The sequence below is a fragment of the uncultured Pluralibacter sp. genome, from assembly GCF_913775985.1.
Classification (GTDB): Bacteria; Pseudomonadota; Gammaproteobacteria; order Enterobacterales; family Enterobacteriaceae; genus Pluralibacter.
In genome coordinates this window covers 277,240-295,920 of the sequence record NZ_CAJYMB010000150.1, presented here as the reverse complement: position 1 = coordinate 295,920, position 18,681 = coordinate 277,240, and the positions used below count along the sequence as shown (strand labels likewise).

Annotated in this window: 18 protein-coding genes; 12 read left to right on the top strand and 6 right to left on the bottom strand. The window is 59.8% G+C overall.

Translation table 11 applies throughout. The features are described 5' to 3' along the window. The first annotated feature begins 121 nt into the window (after window positions 1-121). From folD to QZ766_RS21800, 4 genes are all read left to right on the top strand, one after another. Window positions 122-988 (top strand): bifunctional methylenetetrahydrofolate dehydrogenase/methenyltetrahydrofolate cyclohydrolase FolD, encoded by an 867-nt coding sequence (gene folD / locus QZ766_RS21815; RefSeq protein WP_297207209.1) that lies wholly within the window; start codon window positions 122-124, stop codon window positions 986-988. Window positions 989-990: 2 nt separating this feature from the next. Beyond that, the gene (ybcJ, locus tag QZ766_RS21810) at window positions 991-1,203 is read left to right on the top strand and encodes a ribosome-associated protein YbcJ (protein WP_297207206.1); all 213 of its coding nucleotides are present in this window, start codon (window positions 991-993) and stop codon (window positions 1,201-1,203) included. A gap of 220 nt (window positions 1,204-1,423) precedes the next feature. Beyond that, complete coding sequence (locus QZ766_RS21805; protein ID WP_297207203.1) at window positions 1,424-2,923, top strand: PTS transporter subunit EIIC; 1,500 nt, start codon at window positions 1,424-1,426, stop codon at window positions 2,921-2,923. 84 nt (window positions 2,924-3,007) lie between these two features. Beyond that, complete coding sequence (locus tag QZ766_RS21800) at window positions 3,008-4,024, top strand: substrate-binding domain-containing protein (RefSeq protein ID WP_297207200.1); 1,017 nt, start codon at window positions 3,008-3,010, stop codon at window positions 4,022-4,024. A gap of 65 nt (window positions 4,025-4,089) precedes the next feature. Here the strand turns inward: QZ766_RS21800 and cysS are convergent, their stop codons facing one another. Then, complete coding sequence (gene cysS / locus QZ766_RS21795; protein WP_297207198.1) at window positions 4,090-5,475, bottom strand: cysteine--tRNA ligase; 1,386 nt, start codon at window positions 5,473-5,475, stop codon at window positions 4,090-4,092. 172 nt (window positions 5,476-5,647) lie between these two features. Here cysS and ppiB point away from each other — a divergent pair, with 172 nt between their 5' ends. Both ppiB and lpxH read left to right on the top strand, forming a co-directional pair. Further along, window positions 5,648-6,142, top strand: a complete 495-nt coding sequence (gene ppiB, locus QZ766_RS21790; RefSeq protein ID WP_297207196.1) for a peptidylprolyl isomerase B — start codon at window positions 5,648-5,650, stop codon at window positions 6,140-6,142. Between the two features lie 3 nt (window positions 6,143-6,145). Beyond that, complete coding sequence (gene lpxH / locus QZ766_RS21785) at window positions 6,146-6,868, top strand: UDP-2,3-diacylglucosamine diphosphatase (protein WP_297207194.1); 723 nt, start codon at window positions 6,146-6,148, stop codon at window positions 6,866-6,868. Between the two features lies 1 nt (window position 6,869). On the opposite strand, the gene QZ766_RS21780 is transcribed toward lpxH, so the two are convergent. After that, window positions 6,870-7,130, bottom strand: a complete 261-nt coding sequence (locus QZ766_RS21780; protein WP_297207191.1) for a DUF2534 family protein — start codon at window positions 7,128-7,130, stop codon at window positions 6,870-6,872. 213 nt (window positions 7,131-7,343) lie between these two features. On the opposite strand from QZ766_RS21780, the gene purE reads away from it, so the two are divergent. The 3 genes from purE (at window position 7,344) to mnmH (ending at window position 10,070) form a co-directional block, all read left to right on the top strand. Next, window positions 7,344-7,853 (top strand): 5-(carboxyamino)imidazole ribonucleotide mutase, encoded by a 510-nt coding sequence (gene purE, locus QZ766_RS21775; protein WP_297207188.1) that lies wholly within the window; start codon window positions 7,344-7,346, stop codon window positions 7,851-7,853. Next, window positions 7,850-8,917 (top strand): 5-(carboxyamino)imidazole ribonucleotide synthase, encoded by a 1,068-nt coding sequence (purK, locus tag QZ766_RS21770; RefSeq protein WP_297207185.1) that lies wholly within the window; start codon window positions 7,850-7,852, stop codon window positions 8,915-8,917. The genes purE and purK overlap by 4 nt, the downstream gene beginning before the upstream one ends. An 82-nt stretch (window positions 8,918-8,999) precedes the next feature. After that, on the top strand, window positions 9,000-10,070 hold the full coding sequence (mnmH, locus tag QZ766_RS21765; RefSeq protein WP_297207182.1) for a tRNA 2-selenouridine(34) synthase MnmH: 1,071 nt from the start codon (window positions 9,000-9,002) through the stop codon (window positions 10,068-10,070). A gap of 45 nt (window positions 10,071-10,115) precedes the next feature. On the opposite strand, the gene QZ766_RS21760 is transcribed toward mnmH, so the two are convergent. From QZ766_RS21760 to ybbA, 4 genes are all read right to left on the bottom strand, one after another. Continuing rightward, window positions 10,116-11,279, bottom strand: a complete 1,164-nt coding sequence (locus QZ766_RS21760; RefSeq protein WP_297207180.1) for an autotransporter domain-containing protein — start codon at window positions 11,277-11,279, stop codon at window positions 10,116-10,118. A 439-nt stretch (window positions 11,280-11,718) separates the two neighbouring features. Next, window positions 11,719-12,882, bottom strand: a complete 1,164-nt coding sequence (locus tag QZ766_RS21755; RefSeq protein WP_297207177.1) for an autotransporter domain-containing protein — start codon at window positions 12,880-12,882, stop codon at window positions 11,719-11,721. A 266-nt stretch (window positions 12,883-13,148) separates the two neighbouring features. Beyond that, the gene (gene ybbP / locus QZ766_RS21750) at window positions 13,149-15,563 is read right to left on the bottom strand and encodes a putative ABC transporter permease subunit YbbP (protein WP_297207175.1); all 2,415 of its coding nucleotides are present in this window, start codon (window positions 15,561-15,563) and stop codon (window positions 13,149-13,151) included. Continuing rightward, entirely contained in the window at window positions 15,560-16,246 is a 687-nt protein-coding gene (gene ybbA, locus QZ766_RS21745; protein ID WP_297207172.1) for a putative ABC transporter ATP-binding protein YbbA, read from the bottom strand. The genes ybbP and ybbA overlap by 4 nt, the downstream gene beginning before the upstream one ends. Here ybbA and tesA point away from each other — a divergent pair. From tesA to QZ766_RS21730, 3 genes are all read left to right on the top strand, one after another. Further along, window positions 16,217-16,843, top strand: a complete 627-nt coding sequence (tesA, locus tag QZ766_RS21740; RefSeq protein WP_297207262.1) for a multifunctional acyl-CoA thioesterase I/protease I/lysophospholipase L1 — start codon at window positions 16,217-16,219, stop codon at window positions 16,841-16,843. The genes ybbA and tesA overlap by 30 nt on opposite strands. Before the next feature lie 25 nt (window positions 16,844-16,868). Continuing rightward, window positions 16,869-17,639 (top strand): SDR family oxidoreductase, encoded by a 771-nt coding sequence (locus tag QZ766_RS21735; protein ID WP_297207170.1) that lies wholly within the window; start codon window positions 16,869-16,871, stop codon window positions 17,637-17,639. A 122-nt stretch (window positions 17,640-17,761) separates the two neighbouring features. Continuing rightward, entirely contained in the window at window positions 17,762-18,616 is an 855-nt protein-coding gene (locus tag QZ766_RS21730) for a co-chaperone YbbN (RefSeq protein WP_297207167.1), read from the top strand. Window positions 18,617-18,681 lie beyond the last annotated feature (65 nt).

The window sequence follows — 18,681 nt, the reverse complement described above, 5'->3', positions numbered from 1 at the left end:
CGATTGCCGCCAGACCGCGCCAGCCGGGCAAAAAACGTAAACGGTGACTGACATCACGTCCGGCTTCTGCCAGAATATGCGCATCCCCCTTTCGCAAGTAACAGACGGAATTCTCTCTCTGATGGCAGCAAAGATTATTGACGGTAAAACGATTGCGCAGCAGGTGCGCTCTGAGGTTGCTGAAAAAGTGAAGGCGCGCGTTGCCGCCGGTTTTCGCGCTCCGGGGCTGGCCGTTGTGCTGGTAGGCACCAATCCGGCCTCGCAGATTTATGTCGGCAGCAAGCGCAAAGCGTGCGAAGAGGTGGGCTTTGTCTCCCGCTCCTACGACCTGCCAGAAACCACCAGCGAAGCCGAGCTGCTGGCGCTGATTGATACCCTGAACGCCGACCGCGACATTGACGGTATTCTGGTCCAGCTGCCGCTGCCTGCAGGCATCGACAATGTGAAGGTGCTTGAGCGTATCGCGCCGGATAAAGACGTGGACGGTTTTCACCCCTACAACGTTGGGCGCCTGTGCCAGCGCGCGCCGCGCCTGCGCCCCTGCACCCCGCGCGGGATTGTCACCCTGCTGGAGCGCTACAATATCGACACCTACGGGCTGAACGCGGTGATCATCGGCGCGTCCAACATCGTCGGCCGCCCGATGAGCATGGAGCTGCTGCTGGCGGGCTGCACCACCACCGTTACGCACCGCTTTACCAAAAACCTGCGCCAGCACGTGGAAAATGCCGATCTGGTGGTGGTTGCGGTAGGTAAACCGGGCTTTATCCCCGGCGAGTGGATCAAAGAGGGCGCGATTGTTGTCGATGTCGGCATCAACCGTCTGGAAAGCGGCAAAGTGGTGGGCGACGTTATTTTCGAAGACGCCGCCGCGCGCGCTTCTTTTATTACCCCGGTGCCGGGCGGCGTAGGTCCAATGACCGTCGCCACCCTGATCCAGAACACGCTGCAGGCGTGCGAAGAGTATCACGACGTTAAGGACGTATAAGTATGGCCACATTTTCCCTTGGCAAACACCCGCACGTTGCCCTGTGCGATCTCCTGAAGCTGGAAGGCTGGAGCGAAAGCGGCGCGCAGGCCAAAATCGCGATTGAAGAAGGTCTGGTGAGCGTTGACGGCGCGGTGGAAACCCGTAAGCGCTGCAAAATCATTGCCGGACAAACAGTGAGCTTTTCCGGCCAGAGCGTTACCGTCACCGCCTGACGGCACGCCCCTCAGGCCGGCGGCGTCCGGCCTGAATCTTCCCTCCATTTTTCGATCGGCTTCAAAGAAATCACTAAATCCTTTACATGAATGTGAAATTTACGTTGCGCGACGCGGCCCGTTGCCGGAGCATGAGTATAACGTTCTACTAGAACGTTATACTCAAAAAACAAATGCGCTGTAAATGCGCATCTCAGGGTTCTGGTCGGGGGAGTTCCGCATGCAACTGTTCTCAGGTTTTATAAAATCACTGTCGAAGTTATCCATGATAGGCCGCGCGCTGATGCTGCCTATTTCGCTGCTGCCGGCGGCCGGTCTGCTGCTGGCGTTCGGCGATAAGTTTCACCTGCCGCTGATGATGAACGCGGGCGGAGTTATCTTCGATAATTTACCGATGCTGTTCGCTATCGGCTCGGCGGTGGGACTCGCCTCGGAATCCGGCATTGCAGCACTTTCCGCGGCGGTATCGGTCTTCGTCACCAATATCACCATCGGTACCGTGCTGAGCATTACGCCGGAAATGGCCTCTCAGGGCGGCAAATACGCCATGGTGGTGGGTATTCCGACGCTGCAAATGGGCGTGTTCGGCGGCCTTATCTGCGGGATCCTCGCCGCCTGGTGCTATAACCGCTTCCACACGCTGCAGCTGCCGGAATTTCTCGGCTTCTTCTCCGGCAAACGCTTTGTCGCGATTGCCACCGCGTTTCTCTCCTTTCTTCTCGGCCTGCTGCTGCCCTATATCTGGCAGCATATCCAGTCGGGCATTGACGCGCTGTCGGTGGTGATTAACGGTGATAATCAGGCCGCATCGACCTTTATATTTGGCCTGGTAGAACGCGCGCTGATCCCGCTTGGCCTGCACCATATCTGGTATCCCTCGTTCTGGTACTCCTTTGGCGACTACACCACGGCCACCGGCCAGGTGATCCACGGTGACCAGACTATCTGGTTCAAAATGCTGGAAGAAGGCGTGAAGTCGTTCAGCAGCAGCAGCTACCAGAACGCCGGCAAATTTATGCAGGGCGAGTTTCCGCTGATGCTCTTTGCCCTGCCCGCGGCCTGCCTGGCGATGTACCATGAAGCCCACACCGCGAACAAAAAGATTGCCGCCGGGATCCTGTTCTCTGCCGCCCTGACCTGCTTTTTAACCGGCATCACCGAGCCCGTTGAGTTTACCTTTATCTTTGTGGCGCCGATTCTGTACGTCTTCAACGCCGTGATGGCGGGCCTGTCGTATATGTGCATGTATCTGCTGCACGCCCACATCGCCAAATCTTTCTCGGCGGGATTTATCGACTACCTGTCGTTCGGCATCCTGCCCTCTTTCAACGGCTATCAGACCAACTTCCTCAGCGCGGTCTTCGTCGGCGTGCCGATGGCGCTGATTTACTACTTCACCTTCCGTTTCGCGATCCGCCGCTTTGACTTGAAAACGCCGGGCCGTACCGGCGTAACCACCACCGCGGCGGATAAAACTGATGCAGAGCTGGCTACGGACATAATCGCCCTGCTGGGCGGCGCGTCAAACATTGATTCGGTCGGTGCCTGCATTACCCGCCTGCGTCTTGAGGTTAGCGATAACGCACGAGTGGACAGGGACGGACTCAACGGCATCGGCGCCCGGGGCGTGGTGTACGTCGGCGATAGTGGAATACAGGTTATTTTCGGCGCCCGGGCGCAGTTTATCGCCCAAACGATGTCGACGATGATTGGCAAATAGCGGGAACAGTGTCAGTCTGTGCGCGTCTTCCGACCGGCGGAAGGCGCGCTATTTCGGCTGAGAAAGGCTTTGCAGGGAGAAGATGTGAAAAAGGTCAGCATTATCGACGTTGCCCGCGAGGCGGGGGTGTCGGTCTCCACGGTATCGCTGGTGCTGCGCCAGAAAGGCAAAATATCCGAGGCGACCATTGCCAGAGTCCGGGCGGCAATTGAGTCCATCGGCTACGTGCATAACGTCGCCGCCGCCAACCTGCGGGCCAGCACCTCTAACCTGATAGGCCTTGTTCTGCGCGATTTCAGCGACGCCTTTGCTGTCAAGGTGATGGCCAGCCTCACGCAGGCGCTGGAGAGCCAGGGCTATATGCTTTTTCTCGGCCATCCCCAAAATGACGGGGAGCAGCTCGAACGCTGCCTGCTCTCCTTCAAGCAGCAGGGCGTCGCCGGGGTAATTTATCTCTCCTCCGACAGCCCTCGCGCCAGCCTGCCGCCGGCGTTCCTCAACTGCCCGCTGCCGCGGGTTGCCGTCTCCCGGTCATCTATTGATGAGCAATGCAATCTGGTGATGTGCGACAATCGCCAGGCGGCGCATCTGGCCGTGCGCTACCTGATAGAGCGCGGCCACCGCAACATCGCCTACGTCGGCGGAGGCGAAGGTTGCCTGCTGCGCGAGCAGCGCCTGCTCGGTTTTCGCAGCGCGATGGCGCAAAACGGACTGACCTGGCGGGATGAAAATGCGCCCGCCAGCAGCGATGATACCCGGGCTGCTGCGGTCGCCACCCGCCAGCTGCTGGAGAAAAATAACGCGGTTACCGCCCTGCTGTGCCACTCGCCCGCTGCGATGATCGGCTCCATTTCCGGCATCCACCAGGTGGGGCGAACCGTGGGAAAAGAGCTGTTTTTAACCCAGCAGGTGGCGCTGGTAGGCTTTGACGATATGCTGCACGTTAACCTCACCTCGCCCGCCTTTACCTATGTCTCATCCGCCAGCGAAGAAGCGGGTCGCCAGGCCGCGGCGCTGATGCTGCGCCAGCTCAAAGAGCCCGGGCAGCCGCCTCAGCGGGTGACGCTCTCGGGGCAGCTGGTGGTTCGGGAATCCGCGTGATTGCCAGCAGAGTAAAGCAGAAAACAGCAAAAGAAGAGGCAGGCGGGCGCCTGCCTCGGTAGCGCTTACTTACGACGCCAGGTGGTTCCCTGCGGGCCGTCTTCCAGCACGATCCCCATTTCGTTGAGGCGATCGCGCGCCGCGTCCGCCGCCGCCCAGTCTTTCGCCTGGCGCGCGTCGAGGCGCTGCTTGATCAGCGCTTCAATTTCTGCGACTTCGCCGTCGTCGGCCTGCGCGCCGCTCTGCAGGAAGGCTTCCGGCGCCTGCTCCAGCAGGCCCAGCACGCTGGAGAGCTTGCGCAGGTGCGCCGCCATGGCGTTGGCCGCAGCGGCGTCTTCCGCTTTCAGGCGGTTAACTTCGCGGGCCATATCAAACAGCACTGAATAGGCTTCCGGGGTGTTGAAGTCGTCATTCATCGCCTCAACAAAGCGGGCTTCGAACGCCTCGCCGCCCGCCGGCGCGGCCGCCGGATCGGTACCGCGCAGGGCGGTGTACAGGCGCTCCAGGGCGGTGCGGGCCTGCTTGAGGTTCTCTTCGCTGTAGTTCAGCTGGCTGCGGTAGTGGCCGGACATCAGGAAGTAGCGCACGGTTTCCGCATCGTAATACTTCAGCACGTCGCGCACGGTGAAGAAGTTGCCCAGCGATTTGGACATTTTCTCGCGGTCAACCATCACCATCCCGGAGTGCATCCAGGTGTTAACGTACTCGCCGTCGTGGGCGCAGGTTGACTGGGCAATTTCGTTTTCGTGGTGCGGGAACATCAGGTCCGATCCGCCGCCGTGAATGTCAAAATGCGAACCCAGCTGCTTGCAGTTCATCGCCGAGCACTCGATGTGCCAGCCCGGACGGCCCGCGCCCCACGGCGACGGCCAGCTCGGCTCGCCCTCTTTCGACATTTTCCACAGCACGAAGTCCATCGGGTTGCGCTTGACGTCCACCACGTCAACCCGCGCGCCCGCCTGCAGCTGCTCCAGATCCTGACGGGAGAGCACGCCGTAGGTCGGATCGCTCGGCACCGAGAACATTACGTCGCCATTCTCGGCCACGTATGCGTGATCGCGTGCGATCAGGCGCTCGGTAATTTCAATGATTTCGTGAATGTGGTGAGTGGCGCGCGGCTCTGAAGTTGGCCGCTGGATGTTCAGGGCATCAAAATCTTTGTGCATTTCGACGATCATCCTATCCACCAGCGCCACGAAGCTTTCGCCGTTTTCGTTGGCACGCTTGATGATTTTGTCGTCAATGTCGGTGATATTGCGGACATACTTCAGCTTATAGCCGAGAAAACGCAGATAGCGCGCAACCACGTCAAACGCGACAAAAGTGCGGCCGTGGCCGATATGACAGAGATCGTAAACAGTAATACCACACACGTACATGCCGACTTCCCCGGCATGGATAGGTTTAAATTCCTCTTTCTGGCGCGTCAGTGTATTGAAGATTTTTAACATCGAAGTTTCCATTTGGACGTGTGTGGAGAATGAAAAGCGTATGATACCCGTAATTGATACGAGGATCAGCTTGATTTGCGGGGTGATCCATGCGGTGGCTTATGCTATAACAACCGCCTATATGCAGTCCGTCAGCGGACTGCGCACTACGTAAACGGAACAGGATGAAAAAATGGTTACTTTCCACACTAATCACGGCGACATCGTTATCAAAACTTTTGATGATAAAGCGCCTGAAACAGTTAAAAACTTCCTGGACTACTGCCGCGAAGGTTTCTACGACAACACGATTTTCCACCGCGTCATCAACGGCTTCATGATTCAGGGCGGCGGTTTTGAGCCGGGCATGCATCAGAAAGAAACCAAAGACGCTATCAAAAACGAAGCCAACAACGGTCTGAAAAACACCCGCGGCACGCTGGCAATGGCCCGTACTCAGGCGCCGCACTCCGCTACCGCGCAGTTCTTCATTAACGTGGCCGACAACGACTTCCTGAACTTCTCCGGTGAGAACATGCAGGGCTGGGGCTACTGCGTATTCGCCGAAGTGGCAGAAGGCATGGACGTGGTTGATGCTATCAAAGGTGTTTCCACTGGCCGCAGCGGCATGCACCAGGACGTTCCGAAAGAAGACGTAATCATCAAAAGCGTTACCGTCAGCGAATAATTCGTGGCGATACACGTTATTGCAGATCTGCATCTGCAAGCAGAAGAACCGGCGATTACCGCCGGTTTTCTGCGTTTTTTACGCGGTGAAGCGCGCGGCAGCGACGGACTCTATATTCTGGGGGATCTGTTCGAAGCGTGGATTGGTGACGACGACACCACGCCGCTGCACCAGCAAATCGCTGCAGAAATCAAAGCGCTGGTAGATTCCGGCACGCCTTGCTACTTCATTCACGGCAACCGCGACTTCCTGCTCGGCAAGCGCTATGCGCGCAAAAGCGGCATGCAGCTGCTGGCGGAAGAGTATGTGCTGGAAGCGTACGGCCGGCGGATGCTGATCATGCACGGCGATACGCTGTGCACGGACGACAAGCAGTATCAGGAGTTTCGCCGCGAGGTGCATAAACCGTGGGTGCAGAGGCTGTTTCTGCTTCTGCCGCTGTTTGTTCGCCGCAAAATCGCCCGGCGGATGCGCAACGGCAGCCGGGCGGCGAACAGCGGTAAAGACTGGACGATCATGGATGTCAATCAGCAGGCGGTCACGGCGGTAATGGAAAAGCACAGCGTACAGTGGCTGATCCACGGTCACACCCATCGCCCGAAGGTGCATACCCTGACAGCCAACGGCCAGCCCGCCTCAAGAGTAGTGCTGGGCGCGTGGCACACCGAGGGATCTATGGTCCGAATTACCCGCGAAGATGTGGAGCTGGTCGCCTTCCCGTTCTGAGCTAACCGCGATCGTCCTTCGGCCCCAGAAAATAAAAGCCAAACGGCAGGGAGCCGATGATCGTAAACATGACGCTGTAGATGGCCGCCCACGCGCCCTGAATAAAGTACATCCCCACGCTCCACTGGCTCATCGGCAAATCATACTGATCTTCCACGCCCTGAAACGTCACTTTTGAAATCACCGTCACCGCGACGATAAAGACAATCGCGACGGCGGTCAGAAATTTTTTCCCTTCCGGGGTATGCAGGATTTTCAGCATGGCGAACTCCTCTGTAGGCGGCGCTGATAATGGTGCCGCCTACTTTACCTTATCTGCGGGTGAAATGGATTACCGTTTCGCCACCTGTTGCTAACCGCGGCGTTACCCGCGCTTTACACGCCGCCGCGCAACCGTTTTCCTTGCGGTTTTTCCATGCTATTCTTTGTGGCCTTCAAAGCAGTGTGTTCCACACCCACAGGAGTTTTAAGACGCATGTCTTCCCGCAACAATCCGGCGCGAGTCGCCATCGTCATGGGGTCCAAAAGCGACTGGGCTACCATGCAGTTTGCCGCTGAAATCCTCGAAATCCTTAACGTTCCCCACCATGTTGAAGTGGTCTCCGCCCACCGCACGCCGGACAAGCTGTTCAGCTTTGCCGAAGGCGCGGAGGAGAACGGCTACCGGGTGATTATCGCGGGCGCGGGCGGCGCGGCGCACCTGCCGGGCATGATTGCGGCCAAAACCCTGGTACCGGTGCTCGGCGTACCGGTACAGAGCGCGGCATTAAGCGGCGTCGACAGCCTCTACTCTATCGTGCAAATGCCGCGTGGCATTCCGGTGGGCACGCTGGCGATCGGTAAAGCCGGGGCGGCTAACGCCGGGCTGCTGGCCGCCCAGATGCTGGCGGTACAGGATGCTGAACTGCACCAGCGGTTGGTGGCGTGGCGCAAGGCGCAGACTGACGAGGTGCTGGATAATCCGGATCCGCGAGGTGCGGCATGAAGCAGGTTTGCGTGCTGGGCAACGGCCAGCTGGGCCGCATGCTGCGCCAGGCCGGCGAGCCGATGGGTATTGCCGTCTGGCCGGTGGGGCTGGAAGCCGATCCGCAGGCGGTACCGGTGCAGCAGAGCGTCATCACCGCCGAAATTGAGCGCTGGCCGGAAACCGCCCTCACCCGCGAGCTGGCGCGCCATCCGGCGTTCGTTAATCGCGACGTTTTTCCCATTGTTGCCGACCGCCTGACCCAGAAATCCCTGTTTGACCGCCTCGGCCTTCCCACCGCGCCCTGGCAGCTGCTGGCGGACAAAAGCGAGTGGCCTGCGGTCTTTGAAATGCTCGGCGAGCTGGCGATCGTCAAGCGCCGCACCGGCGGCTACGACGGCCGCGGCCAGTGGCGCCTGCGCCAGAATGAAACGCAGCAGCTGCCGGACGAGTGCTACGGGGAGTGTATCGTCGAGCAGGGGATCGCATTTAGCGGCGAAGTATCGCTGGTAGGCGCCCGGGCGAAGAACGGCACAACGGTCTTTTATCCCCTGACCCACAACCTGCACCAGGACGGGATCCTGCGCATGAGCGTGGCCTTTCCTCAGGCCGACAGCCGCCAGCAGGAACAGGCCGAAGAGATGCTTGCCGCCGTGATGAGCGAGCTGGACTATGTCGGCGTAATGGCGATGGAGTGCTTTGTTACGCCGTCGGGGCTGCTTATCAACGAGCTGGCGCCACGGGTGCACAACAGCGGCCACTGGACGCAGAACGGCGCTTCCATCAGCCAGTTTGAACTGCACCTGCGCGCGATCCTCGACCTGCCGCTGCCGCCGCCGGTAGTCAACAATCCGTCGGTAATGGTGAACCTGATTGGCACCGATCTTAACGATGACTGGCTGAAGCTGCCGCTGGTGCACCTGCACTGGTACGACAAAGAGGTGCGTCCCGGGCGCAAAGTGGGTCACCTGAACCTTAACGACAGCGATACCGGCCGGCTCAGCGCCACGCTGGAGGCGCTGACCACCCTGCTGCCACCGAACTATTCCAGCGGCATCGCCTGGGCCCAGGCTACGCTAAGTTAATGCCCGCGCCGGGGATCCCCTTCCCCGGCCCCCTTCCTGCGCGTAGAATCCCCTCACGCTTGTTGAAGAATAGGATTGACCCATGAATAGTGGGACGCATTTCCGCGCCATACTGGCTGCCGGAACGCCCATCATTGACGTCCGCGCGCCGGTAGAGTTTGCCCAGGGCGCGGTCCCCGCCGCAATAAACCTGCCGCTGATGAACGACGACGAACGCGCCGCCGTCGGCACCTGCTATAAGCAAAAAGGCGCCGATGCGGCTCTGGCCCTCGGGCACTCGCTGGTCAACGGCGACATTCGCGCCCGGCGACTGGCGGCGTGGCAGGCGGCGCTTGAGGCGCACCCGGACGCCTGGCTGTGCTGCGCCCGCGGCGGCCAGCGATCGCACATCGTGCAGCAGTGGCTGCGGGAGGCAGGCACGCCCGCGCCGCTGGTAGAGGGAGGCTACAAGTCGCTGCGCCAGGCGGCGATAGGCGCCATTGCAGAGCATGCCTCGCGCCCCATGGTGCTGGTGGGGGGCTGCACCGGCAACGGAAAAACTCTGCTGGTGCGTGAAAATTCTGAGGGCATCGATCTTGAAGGACTGGCCCGCCACCGCGGCTCGTCGTTTGGCCGCACGCTCAGGGAGCAGCGCTCGCAGGCGAGCTTTGAAAATGCGCTGGCTACGGAGATGCTGCAGCGATCTGCTCCCCGCTGGGTGCTGGAAGATGAGGGCACGACCATCGGTGCGAACCATCTGCCGGAACCGCTGCGCCTGAGCATGGCGCGGGCAAACGTGGTGGTGGTAGACGATCCGCTTGAGATCCGCCTGGAGCGCCTGCGCGAAGAGTATTTTACCGGCATGCTTCGGGACTTTTTAGCCGCCCGCGGCGAGGAGCAGGGCTGGGAGGAGTACGCGGAGTATCTGCGTCACGGCCTGTTCGGCATTCGCCGCCGCCTCGGGCTGGCGCGCTTTGCCGATTTCAGTGCCAGGCTGGAGCACGCGCTGGCGGTCCAGCGCCAGTCCGGATCCACCGATGCGCACTTCGACTGGCTCCGGCCGCTGCTGGAGGCCTATTACGATCCGATGTACCGCTATCAGCTGGGAAAAAAGGCCGATCTGATCTTGTTTCAGGGACGCTGGCAGGAAGTAGCCGACTGGCTGCGCCAGTAGCCGGAGTAGAGCCGGGCGAGGCGCTGCGCGCCCGGCATTTGACCATTAAAAATCGTAGCGCAGGCGCACGTAGTTCATGTCGCCCAGCTTGTCGGTGCTTGAGGTGAACATATGCTCATACTCCAGCTGGAAGCCGTAGTTGAGCTTGAAGGTTACGCCCACGCCGTTATCGATCCGCTTGTAGTTGCTGCCGTTGATGTACTCCAGCCGGTCGCCCATAAAGTAAGGCACAATCGCTTTCAGGCCGTGCTGCTCAATGGGAATCGAGTAGCCCGCCAGATATTCCACGCCCCACGAATCGCCGGCGAAATAGTTGTTAACCGACTTATCGCCCTGCTTGCGCACCAGGAAGTTTTTGTACCAGCCGCCGCCGGCGGTCAGGATCCAGTTGCCGGGCTTCCAGCTCAGCGCCGTGCCCACCACGTGCTGATCCCAGGTCTTGCTCGCGTCCAGGCCCGGATTGCGCATGTCGGCGCGGGTGTAGTTCCACGCGGTGCCCCACAGCAGGTCTTTGGTGATGTGGTAATCCACGCCCAGCGAGCCGCCGCCTTTGCGCTTGTAGCTAAAACCGTTGTAGCTCTTGCCGCTGTGGACGCGGTAGTTGCTGTCCTGGAACAGATAAGAGGCGTACAGGTCGACGTCGCCCACCTTCTTCATGTATTTCAGGGAGTCGCGGGCGTGGTAGGTGCCGTCGTAGTCGCCCTGGATCCCGACGCCGGGCGCCTGGGCCAGCATGTCGTAGCCCCAGATGTCGGTTTTTACCCCGATGACGTTGTAATAAACGCTGTTCTGCTTACCGTAGGTTAGCGTGCCCCAGGTATCGCTTTTCAGACCGGTATACAGATGGCGCAGCTGGGTGTTGTTAGCGCCCTTTGCGTGGTGGTTATCCCAGTTCAGCAACTTCGGGAAATTAACCCCCAGCTCGTAGAAGCTGGTCCAGCTAATGTCGTCGAACAGATAATAATCTGCGGTAAAGCGAAAGCGGCTGCCGCCGTCGAAGCCGTTGCGCTTATAGCCGTTAGCGCCATCGTCGCCGGTAATATTATTCATCTGAGGGCGAATGCTGCCGCCTACCTGAAAATTGAGGCGGCTCAGCGGATCGTTCGGTTGCGGATCGGCCTGGAGAAGGGTTATTTCCGCGTAGGAGGAGACAGATGTCATCAGCACGGCGATGCCTGCGGCGGCGCGCGCATTCATTCTTATTTTCATTTAATTCCCCGGTTAAGGTTAATGGTCGGCTTGCAAAAGAATTTAATTTCACCACAGGCGCGAAGGTTCGTCCCTATAGCGATACGCCGTCCTTCTTGTGAAGGTAAAGACGCAGGAATTCATGCAGTTGCCGCCTGAGGCGGCCTGCGTTATTTCATGTCCTGAGACACGTTTATTGTATTAAGAAATAGATTACTTACATTTTATTGAAAAGCTATTTTAAAAATTTGAGAATTGCGTTTTTGTGCTATCGATCATAAAAAGAAGCTGTAATTAAAGAAGGTAAAGTAAGAAAGGGATCAGGCGCGGAGTTTTTAATTAACGCGGATGTAATTCATAACCATACTAATTAAGTTGATATAATCAGACCGAAGCATCATCTGTTATATAAATAAAAAAACCCCGGAAATCCGGGGTTTTCGATAACGCAGAACGTCGATTAGAAATCGTAGCGCAGACGAACCAGGTTCATGTCGCCCAGGTTGTCGGTGCTGGAGGTGAAGACGTGTTCGTAGTCTACGCGGAAACCGTAGTCCAGCTGGAACGTCACACCCACGCCGTTATCAATGCGCTTGTAGTTGCTGCCGTTGATGTACTCCATGCGGTCACCCATGAAGTACGGCATAACGGATTTCAGCGCGTACTGGCCAACCGGAATGGTGTAGCCCGCCAGATATTCAATACCCCACGCGTCGCCGGCGAAGTAGTTGTTAACATTCTTCGGCTTCTTGGTCACCAGGTAGTTCTGGTACCAGCCGCCGCCCGCGGTGAAGGTCCACTGATCCGGCTTCCAGCTAAAGGAAGTACCGACGATATTCTGGTTAAAGGTGTTATCGTCACCGGTGTTGTAGTTCTTCATTTTGGCGCGGGTGTAGTTCCACGCGGTACCCCAGGTCAGGTCCTTGGTGATGTGGTAATCCACACCGATGGAGCCGCCGCCTTTACGATCGTAGCTAAAGCCATTGTAGACTTTGCCGCTGCGCACGTTGTAGTCGCTTTCGTTGAACAGGTAAGAAACGTACAGGTCAACATCGCCGATCGCTTTCTTGTACTTCAGCATGTTGCGGGTGCGGTAAGAACCGTCATAGTCGCCGTTGATACCGTTACCCGGCGCCTGGCCCAGCATGTCGTAGTCCCAGATATCCGTTTTGGCACCGACTACATCGTAATAAATGCTGTTTTGTTTACCGTAGGTCAGGGTGCCCCAGGTGGCGCTCTTCAGGCCGGTATAGAGCATACGGCGATCGGTATTGGTCGCGCCTTTCTGGTAGTGGTTATCCCAGTCGAATACTTTCGGGATGTTCACGCCCAGCTCGTAGTAGGTCAGCCAGCTGATATCATCAAACAGGTAGTAGTCCGCGGTGAAACGGAAACGGGTGCCGCCGTCAAAGCCGTTACGTTTGTAGGAACCTTTATCACCATCGCCGGTCATATTATTGAACTGCGGACGGATACTCCCCCCAACGGTGAAGTTAAGGCGGCTCAGCGGATCGCCGGCCTGAGGATCCTGTTTCAGGATCGTAATCTCAGCCTGTGCTGCCATGGAGGATAATGCCACTGCCGCGCCGACGGCCACTGCCAACGCATTAATTCTTATTTTCATTTAAAATCCTTGGGGATAAGGGGTTTTATCAATTTTTATAACGTACGGCGGTCATTAACGCACTGCGATGTTGCAGTAATATGAACGCTTTTATACACTTTTTTTTACGCACATTTACATTGCGGATATTACCGTTTTCACACGGATTTTCGCTATTCAAATTTTATTAAAAAGTGCGATTAAAATTTAAAAATTGTTTTTTCGTGCTCAATTTCATAAAAAAGCAGTGGATAAATATCCACTGCTTAATTAGTCACCGAAATTAATTAACGGGCAAGCTGGCGAAACAGCCCGGTGCCTTTCAGTAATCTGTTCCCTAATCCGCTGCCGCACAGCGACAGCAGCAGCGCGCCGCACAGGGGCAAAATCACCCACAGCCTCCAGTCCGGCTGCCAGCTAAAGTCAAATACCTGACTCTGCAGTAACCCGAGGGCGGCTTCCGCCCCCGCCGCCGCAACCAGCCCCGAGACGCCGCCCAACAGCGCAAACTCAACCAGCAGCGTGCGGCGCAGCAGCTTTTTCCCGGCGCCGAGCGTGCGCCACACCACCAGCTCCTGGTGGCGCTGGCGCATGCCGACCTGCACCTGCGCCAGCAGCAGCAATACGCCGCAGAGCGTCACCAGCACCACCATCACTTCCAGCGCGCGGCTAACCTGGCTCAGCACCTCCCCTACCTGCCGCAGGATCGCGCCGATATCGAGTAGCCCGACGGTAGGGAACTGGCGATTAAGCTGCGCCAGCAGCGCGCTATCGCCGTTCCAGCGAAAGCTGGTCAGCCAGCTCTGGGGCTGGGCATCCAGCGGTCCCGGCGGGAAAATAAAGAAGAAGTTGGGCCGCAGGCTCTCCCAGTCCACCTTGCGAATGCTGGAAACGGTGGCGCTAAAAGGCTGGGTATCGCCGGTAAAGCCGACCTTATCACCAATGCCAATAGCAAGCCGCTTCGCCAGCCCCTCTTCGATAGAAACCTCCCCCGCCTTCGGCGGCCAGCTGCCGGCCACCAGCGTATTGTGCTGCAGCGGCCGGTCCAGCCACGTCAGGTTCAGCTCGCGGTTCAGCGCCTCGTCGGGGTTGCCGGCGGTGCTTTTCCCGCCTATTTCCGTCAGGCGCGCGCGCACCACCGGGTAGAAATCCGAGGGTGCGACCTGATGTTCAGCGAGGAACGTCTTAACCGGCGCCACCTGCTCCGGGGCAATATTGATCAGGAAATAGTTGGGGCTGTCCGGCGGCATTTGCTGCTGCCAGCGGTCCAGCAGATCGCCGCGCAGCACCAGCAGCAGGGCCAGCAGCATAAAGGAGAGCGAGAATGCGGCCAGCTGGCTCATTGTGGACCACGGCTGGCGCAGCAGGCGGCTCACTGCCAGGCGCAGGGAGAGCGAGGTTAGCGTCAACCGCCGCAGCCCTGCCAGCAGCAGCCAGCCTGCCAGCCCGCACAGCAGCGCCAGCACCACCGCGCCGCCGAGTACCGCCCACAGCAGCATCGATCCGCCCATCAGCAGCCCCAGCAGCGTAACCACCGTTATCGCCATCGCCGGAATGTAGATCTTCAGCGGCCAGACGCTGGCCACCGCATCGCGCCTGAGCACCCGCAGCGGGCGCGTAGCCAGCAGCAGGCGCCACGGTCGGGCGCCCACCAGCAGCGAAATGACAATCATGGCCCCCGCCGCCCACGTCCACGGCCACAAACTTGCCGGCGGCAGCGCCCCCGGCAGCACCGGGGCGAGAAGTAATAGCAGCACTTTTTCAAACAGCAGCCCCAGCGCGCCGCCGGTCAGCAGCGAAAGCAGCAGCAGCAGCGACCACTGCCCTAAAATGATCTTACGCAGCTGCGCCCTGCCCGCCCCCAGCGTTTTCAGTACCGCCACCAGATCGTAGCGGCTGCGGCAGTAGTGGCTCATAGCCACCGCGACGGCGGCCACCGCCAGCAGCAGCGTCAGCAGCGCCGAAAGCAGCAGAAACTGGCGGGAGCGCTCCATCGACTTGCCCAGCGCGCCTTCATCCTGCTGCGGGCCGATCCAGCGCTGGTCCTCCCCGAGCTGCGGCAGCAGCCACGTCTCATAAGCCTCAATCTGCGGCGGGCTGCCGGCAAACTTGTAGCGCCAGGTCACGCGGCTGCCGGGCTGAATGGCCCCGGTTTTGGCCACGTCGGCGCGGCTCATCATCAGGCCGGGCGCTATTTGAAACGGGTTAAAACCGGCATCGGGCTCCTGGACGATGATCCCGGCAACGCGCAGCGTCGCATCGCCCACGTCAATACTGTCTCCCGCTTTCAGGCTCAGCATTGCCATCAGCCGGGAGGAGAGCAGCACGCTACCCGACTGCGGCTTGAGGCCCGGCGGCTGCGTTTGCAGCTCGCCGTAGAGAGGGTAAAGCACGTCCACCGCCTTTACGCTCGCCAGCTGCGGCGTATCTCCGGCGTAGGTCATGGTCGGAAAAGTGACCTGCGGCGCGACTTTCAGGCCCAGCGCGCGGGCCTTGTCCAGCCACGCTGCGGGCACTTCACGCGAGACGCGCAGCACCCTATCGCCGGCGAGGAAGTCGCGGCTCTGCTGGCTGAGCCCTTTCTCCATGCGGTCGCTGATACTGCCCAGCGCCAGCACGCAGGCCACCGCCAGGCTCAGCGCCATCCAGACAATCAGCAGCGACGGCGTGCGCCACTCGCGCCAGAACCAGCGGGCAATCATGCTTCCTCCCGCAGCGTTCCGTCCACCAGCCGCAGGCGCCGGTCGCAGCGCGCCGCCAGCTGCGGATCGTGGGTCACCAGAATCAGCGTCGTGCCGTGCTCGCGGTTAAGGGAGAAAAGCAGATCGGCGATCCGGTCTCCGGTTTGCCGATCGAGATTACCGGTAGGTTCGTCGGCAAACAGCAGCGCCGGCTGGCCGTTAAAGGCCCGGGCAAGCGCCACCCGCTGCTGCTCGCCGCCGGAGAGCTGGGCGGGAAGATGATGAAGGCGCTTGCCGAGCCCAAGCTGTTCGAGCAGCGCCCGGGCGTGCTCGCGGCCCTGCCGATCGCTCTCCCCGCGCAGCAGGGCAGGTAATTCGACGTTCTCCAGCGCGTTCAGCGTCGGCACCAGCATAAATGACTGAAAGACAAAGCCGACGTGGCGCGCGCGCAGCGCTGCCCGAGCCTCCTCATCCAGCTGATGCAGCGGCTGGCCGAGGAGATTGACCTCACCGCTGCTGCCGTCGTCAAGACCGGCGAGGATCGCCAGCAGCGTGGACTTTCCCGAGCCGGACTCGCCAATTAGGGCAATGCTCTGGCCCCGTTTGACAAGCAGCTCAACTCCGGTAAGGATGGAGAGTTCCTGCTCCCCCTGACCGACGGACTTCTTAAGATGATGAACTTCAAGTATGTTTTCCGCTGGCATCTGCCTTTCCTGTGTCTGATTCTGTTAACCTGTCGCGCCGCGGCGGCAGATACGCTGCTGGTTCTGGGTGACAGCCTGAGCGCGGGCTATCGCATGGCGGCAACGTCCGCGTGGCCTGCCCTGCTCAATGAAAAGTGGCAGCCAAAGACGCGTATTGTCAATGGCAGTATTAGCGGCGATACGGCGCAGCAGGGGCTCGCGCGCCTGCCCGCGCTGCTGGAACAGCATCATCCGCGCTGGGTGCTGGTGGAACTTGGCGGCAATGACGGACTGCGCGGTTTCCCCCCCGCGCAGCTCAGGCAGACGCTCGACAAGGTGATCCGCACCGTGCAGGCCGCCGGCGCCGAGCCGCTGCTGATGCAGATCCGCCTGCCCGCCAACTACGGCCGCCGCTACACCGCGTCGTTTAGCGCCATTTACCCCGAACTGGCGCAGCAGCACGCCATCCCGCTGCTGCCCTTTTTCATGGAGCAGGTGTACTTAAAGCCGCAGTGGATGCAGGACGACGGTATTCATCCCAACCCTGACGCCCAGCCGTTTATTGCCGACTGGATGGCGTCCCGGCTGGCTCCGATAGTTAAACACGGTGGCGAATAATCAGCCGCCGTCTTCAGGTAAAGTTATGCAAAAAACGGTGTTAGTGACCGGCTGCTCCAGCGGCATCGGTCTGGAGAGCGCGCTTGAGCTTCAGCGTCTTGGATTTCGGGTGCTGGCCGCCTGCCGCAAACCGCAGGACGTGGCGCGGATGGCGACGCTGGGATTAACCGGCGTCGCGCTGGATGTGGATTCTTCTGACAGCGTCGAAGCCGCCGCGCGGGAGATTATTGCCCTGGCCGACAACCGGCTGTACGGCATCTTCAATAACGCCGGCTTCGGGCTGTACGGTCCGCTTATGACCCTCAGCCGCGAACAGATAGAACAGCAGTTCGCCACCAATTTCTTCGGCGTTCACCAGCTGACCATGCTGCTGCTGCCGGCGATGCTGCCGCACCGCGAAGGGCGGATTGTTATGACTTCATCGGTGATGGGGCTGATTTCCACCCCGGGACGCGGAGCCTACGCCGCCAGCAAATATGCGCTGGAAGCCTGGTCCGACGCGCTGCGCATGGAGCTGCGCCACAGCGGCATCGCGGTAAGCCTGATTGAGCCCGGCCCGATCCGCACCCGCTTTACCGACAACGTCACCCAGGGCGAGGCGGACAAGCCGGTGAAAAATCCCGGCATCGCCGCCCGCTTTACGCTGGGCCCGGAGGCGGTGGTGGCGAAAGTGCGCCACGCCTTCACCAGCCCGCACCCAAAAATGCGCTATCCGGTGACGGTAGTGACCTACGCCGTCATGGTGCTCAAGCGCCTGCTGCCGGGGCGCGTGATGGACAAAATTCTGCGGGGATGAGTTGAAGCCGCAGGCTTTGGCCCCCATGTATACTCACATCATTTACGCTGCCAAGGGCGGCGCCGCCGGAAGTCGCTTCGCACATCCGGCGCAGAACATCCCACTGGATAATGAGAATCTCTATGTCTGAACAGAATATCGTCAACATTACCGAAGCTAACCTGCACCAGACGCTGGACCAGTCAATGACGGTTCCGGTGCTGTTCTACTTCTGGTCGGCACGCAGCCAGCACTGCCAGGAACTGGATCCGGTTCTCGACAGGCTCGCGGCCCAGTACGCCGGGCAATTTATTCTGGCGAAAGTGGACTGCGACGCCGAGCAGGCTATCGCCGCGCAGTTCGGCCTGCGCGCTATTCCTACGGTGTATCTGTTCCAGAACGGCCAGCCGGTTGACGGCTTCCAGGGCCCGCAGCCTGAAGAGGCTATCCGCGCGCTGCTGGACAAAGTGCTGCCCCGTGAAGAGGAGCTAAAAGCGCAGGAAGCCATGGCGCTGATGCAGGAAGAGAAATACGCCGAAGCCCTGCCGCTGCTGAAAGAGGCCTGGCAGCTCTCGAATCAGGAGAGCCAGATTGGCCTGCTGCTGGCGGAGACGCAAATCGCCCTCAACCGCTCCGAAGACGCCGAAGCTACGCTAAAAACTATTCCGCTACAGGATCGGGACACGCGCTATCAGGGTCTGGTGGCGCAGATCGAACTGCTCAAGCAGGCCGCCGATACGCCGGAGATCCAGCAGCTTCAGCAGCAGGTCGCCGACAATCCGCAAGACGCCGCGCTGGCATCCCAGCTTGCGCTCCAGCTGCACCAGGTGGGCCGCAATGAAGAGGCGCTGGAGCTGCTGTTCGGCCACCTGAGAAAAGATCTCGGCGCCGCCGACGGCCAGGCGCGCAAGATGCTGCAGGAGATCCTCGCGGCGCTCGGCACCGGCGACGCGCTGGCGTCGAAGTATCGCCGCCAGCTCTACTCGCTGATGTACTGATTTACCTCTCTGCTCAGCCCGGCAGCCGGCCGCGTAACGCGATCGGCTGCCGCCTTACCATTGTC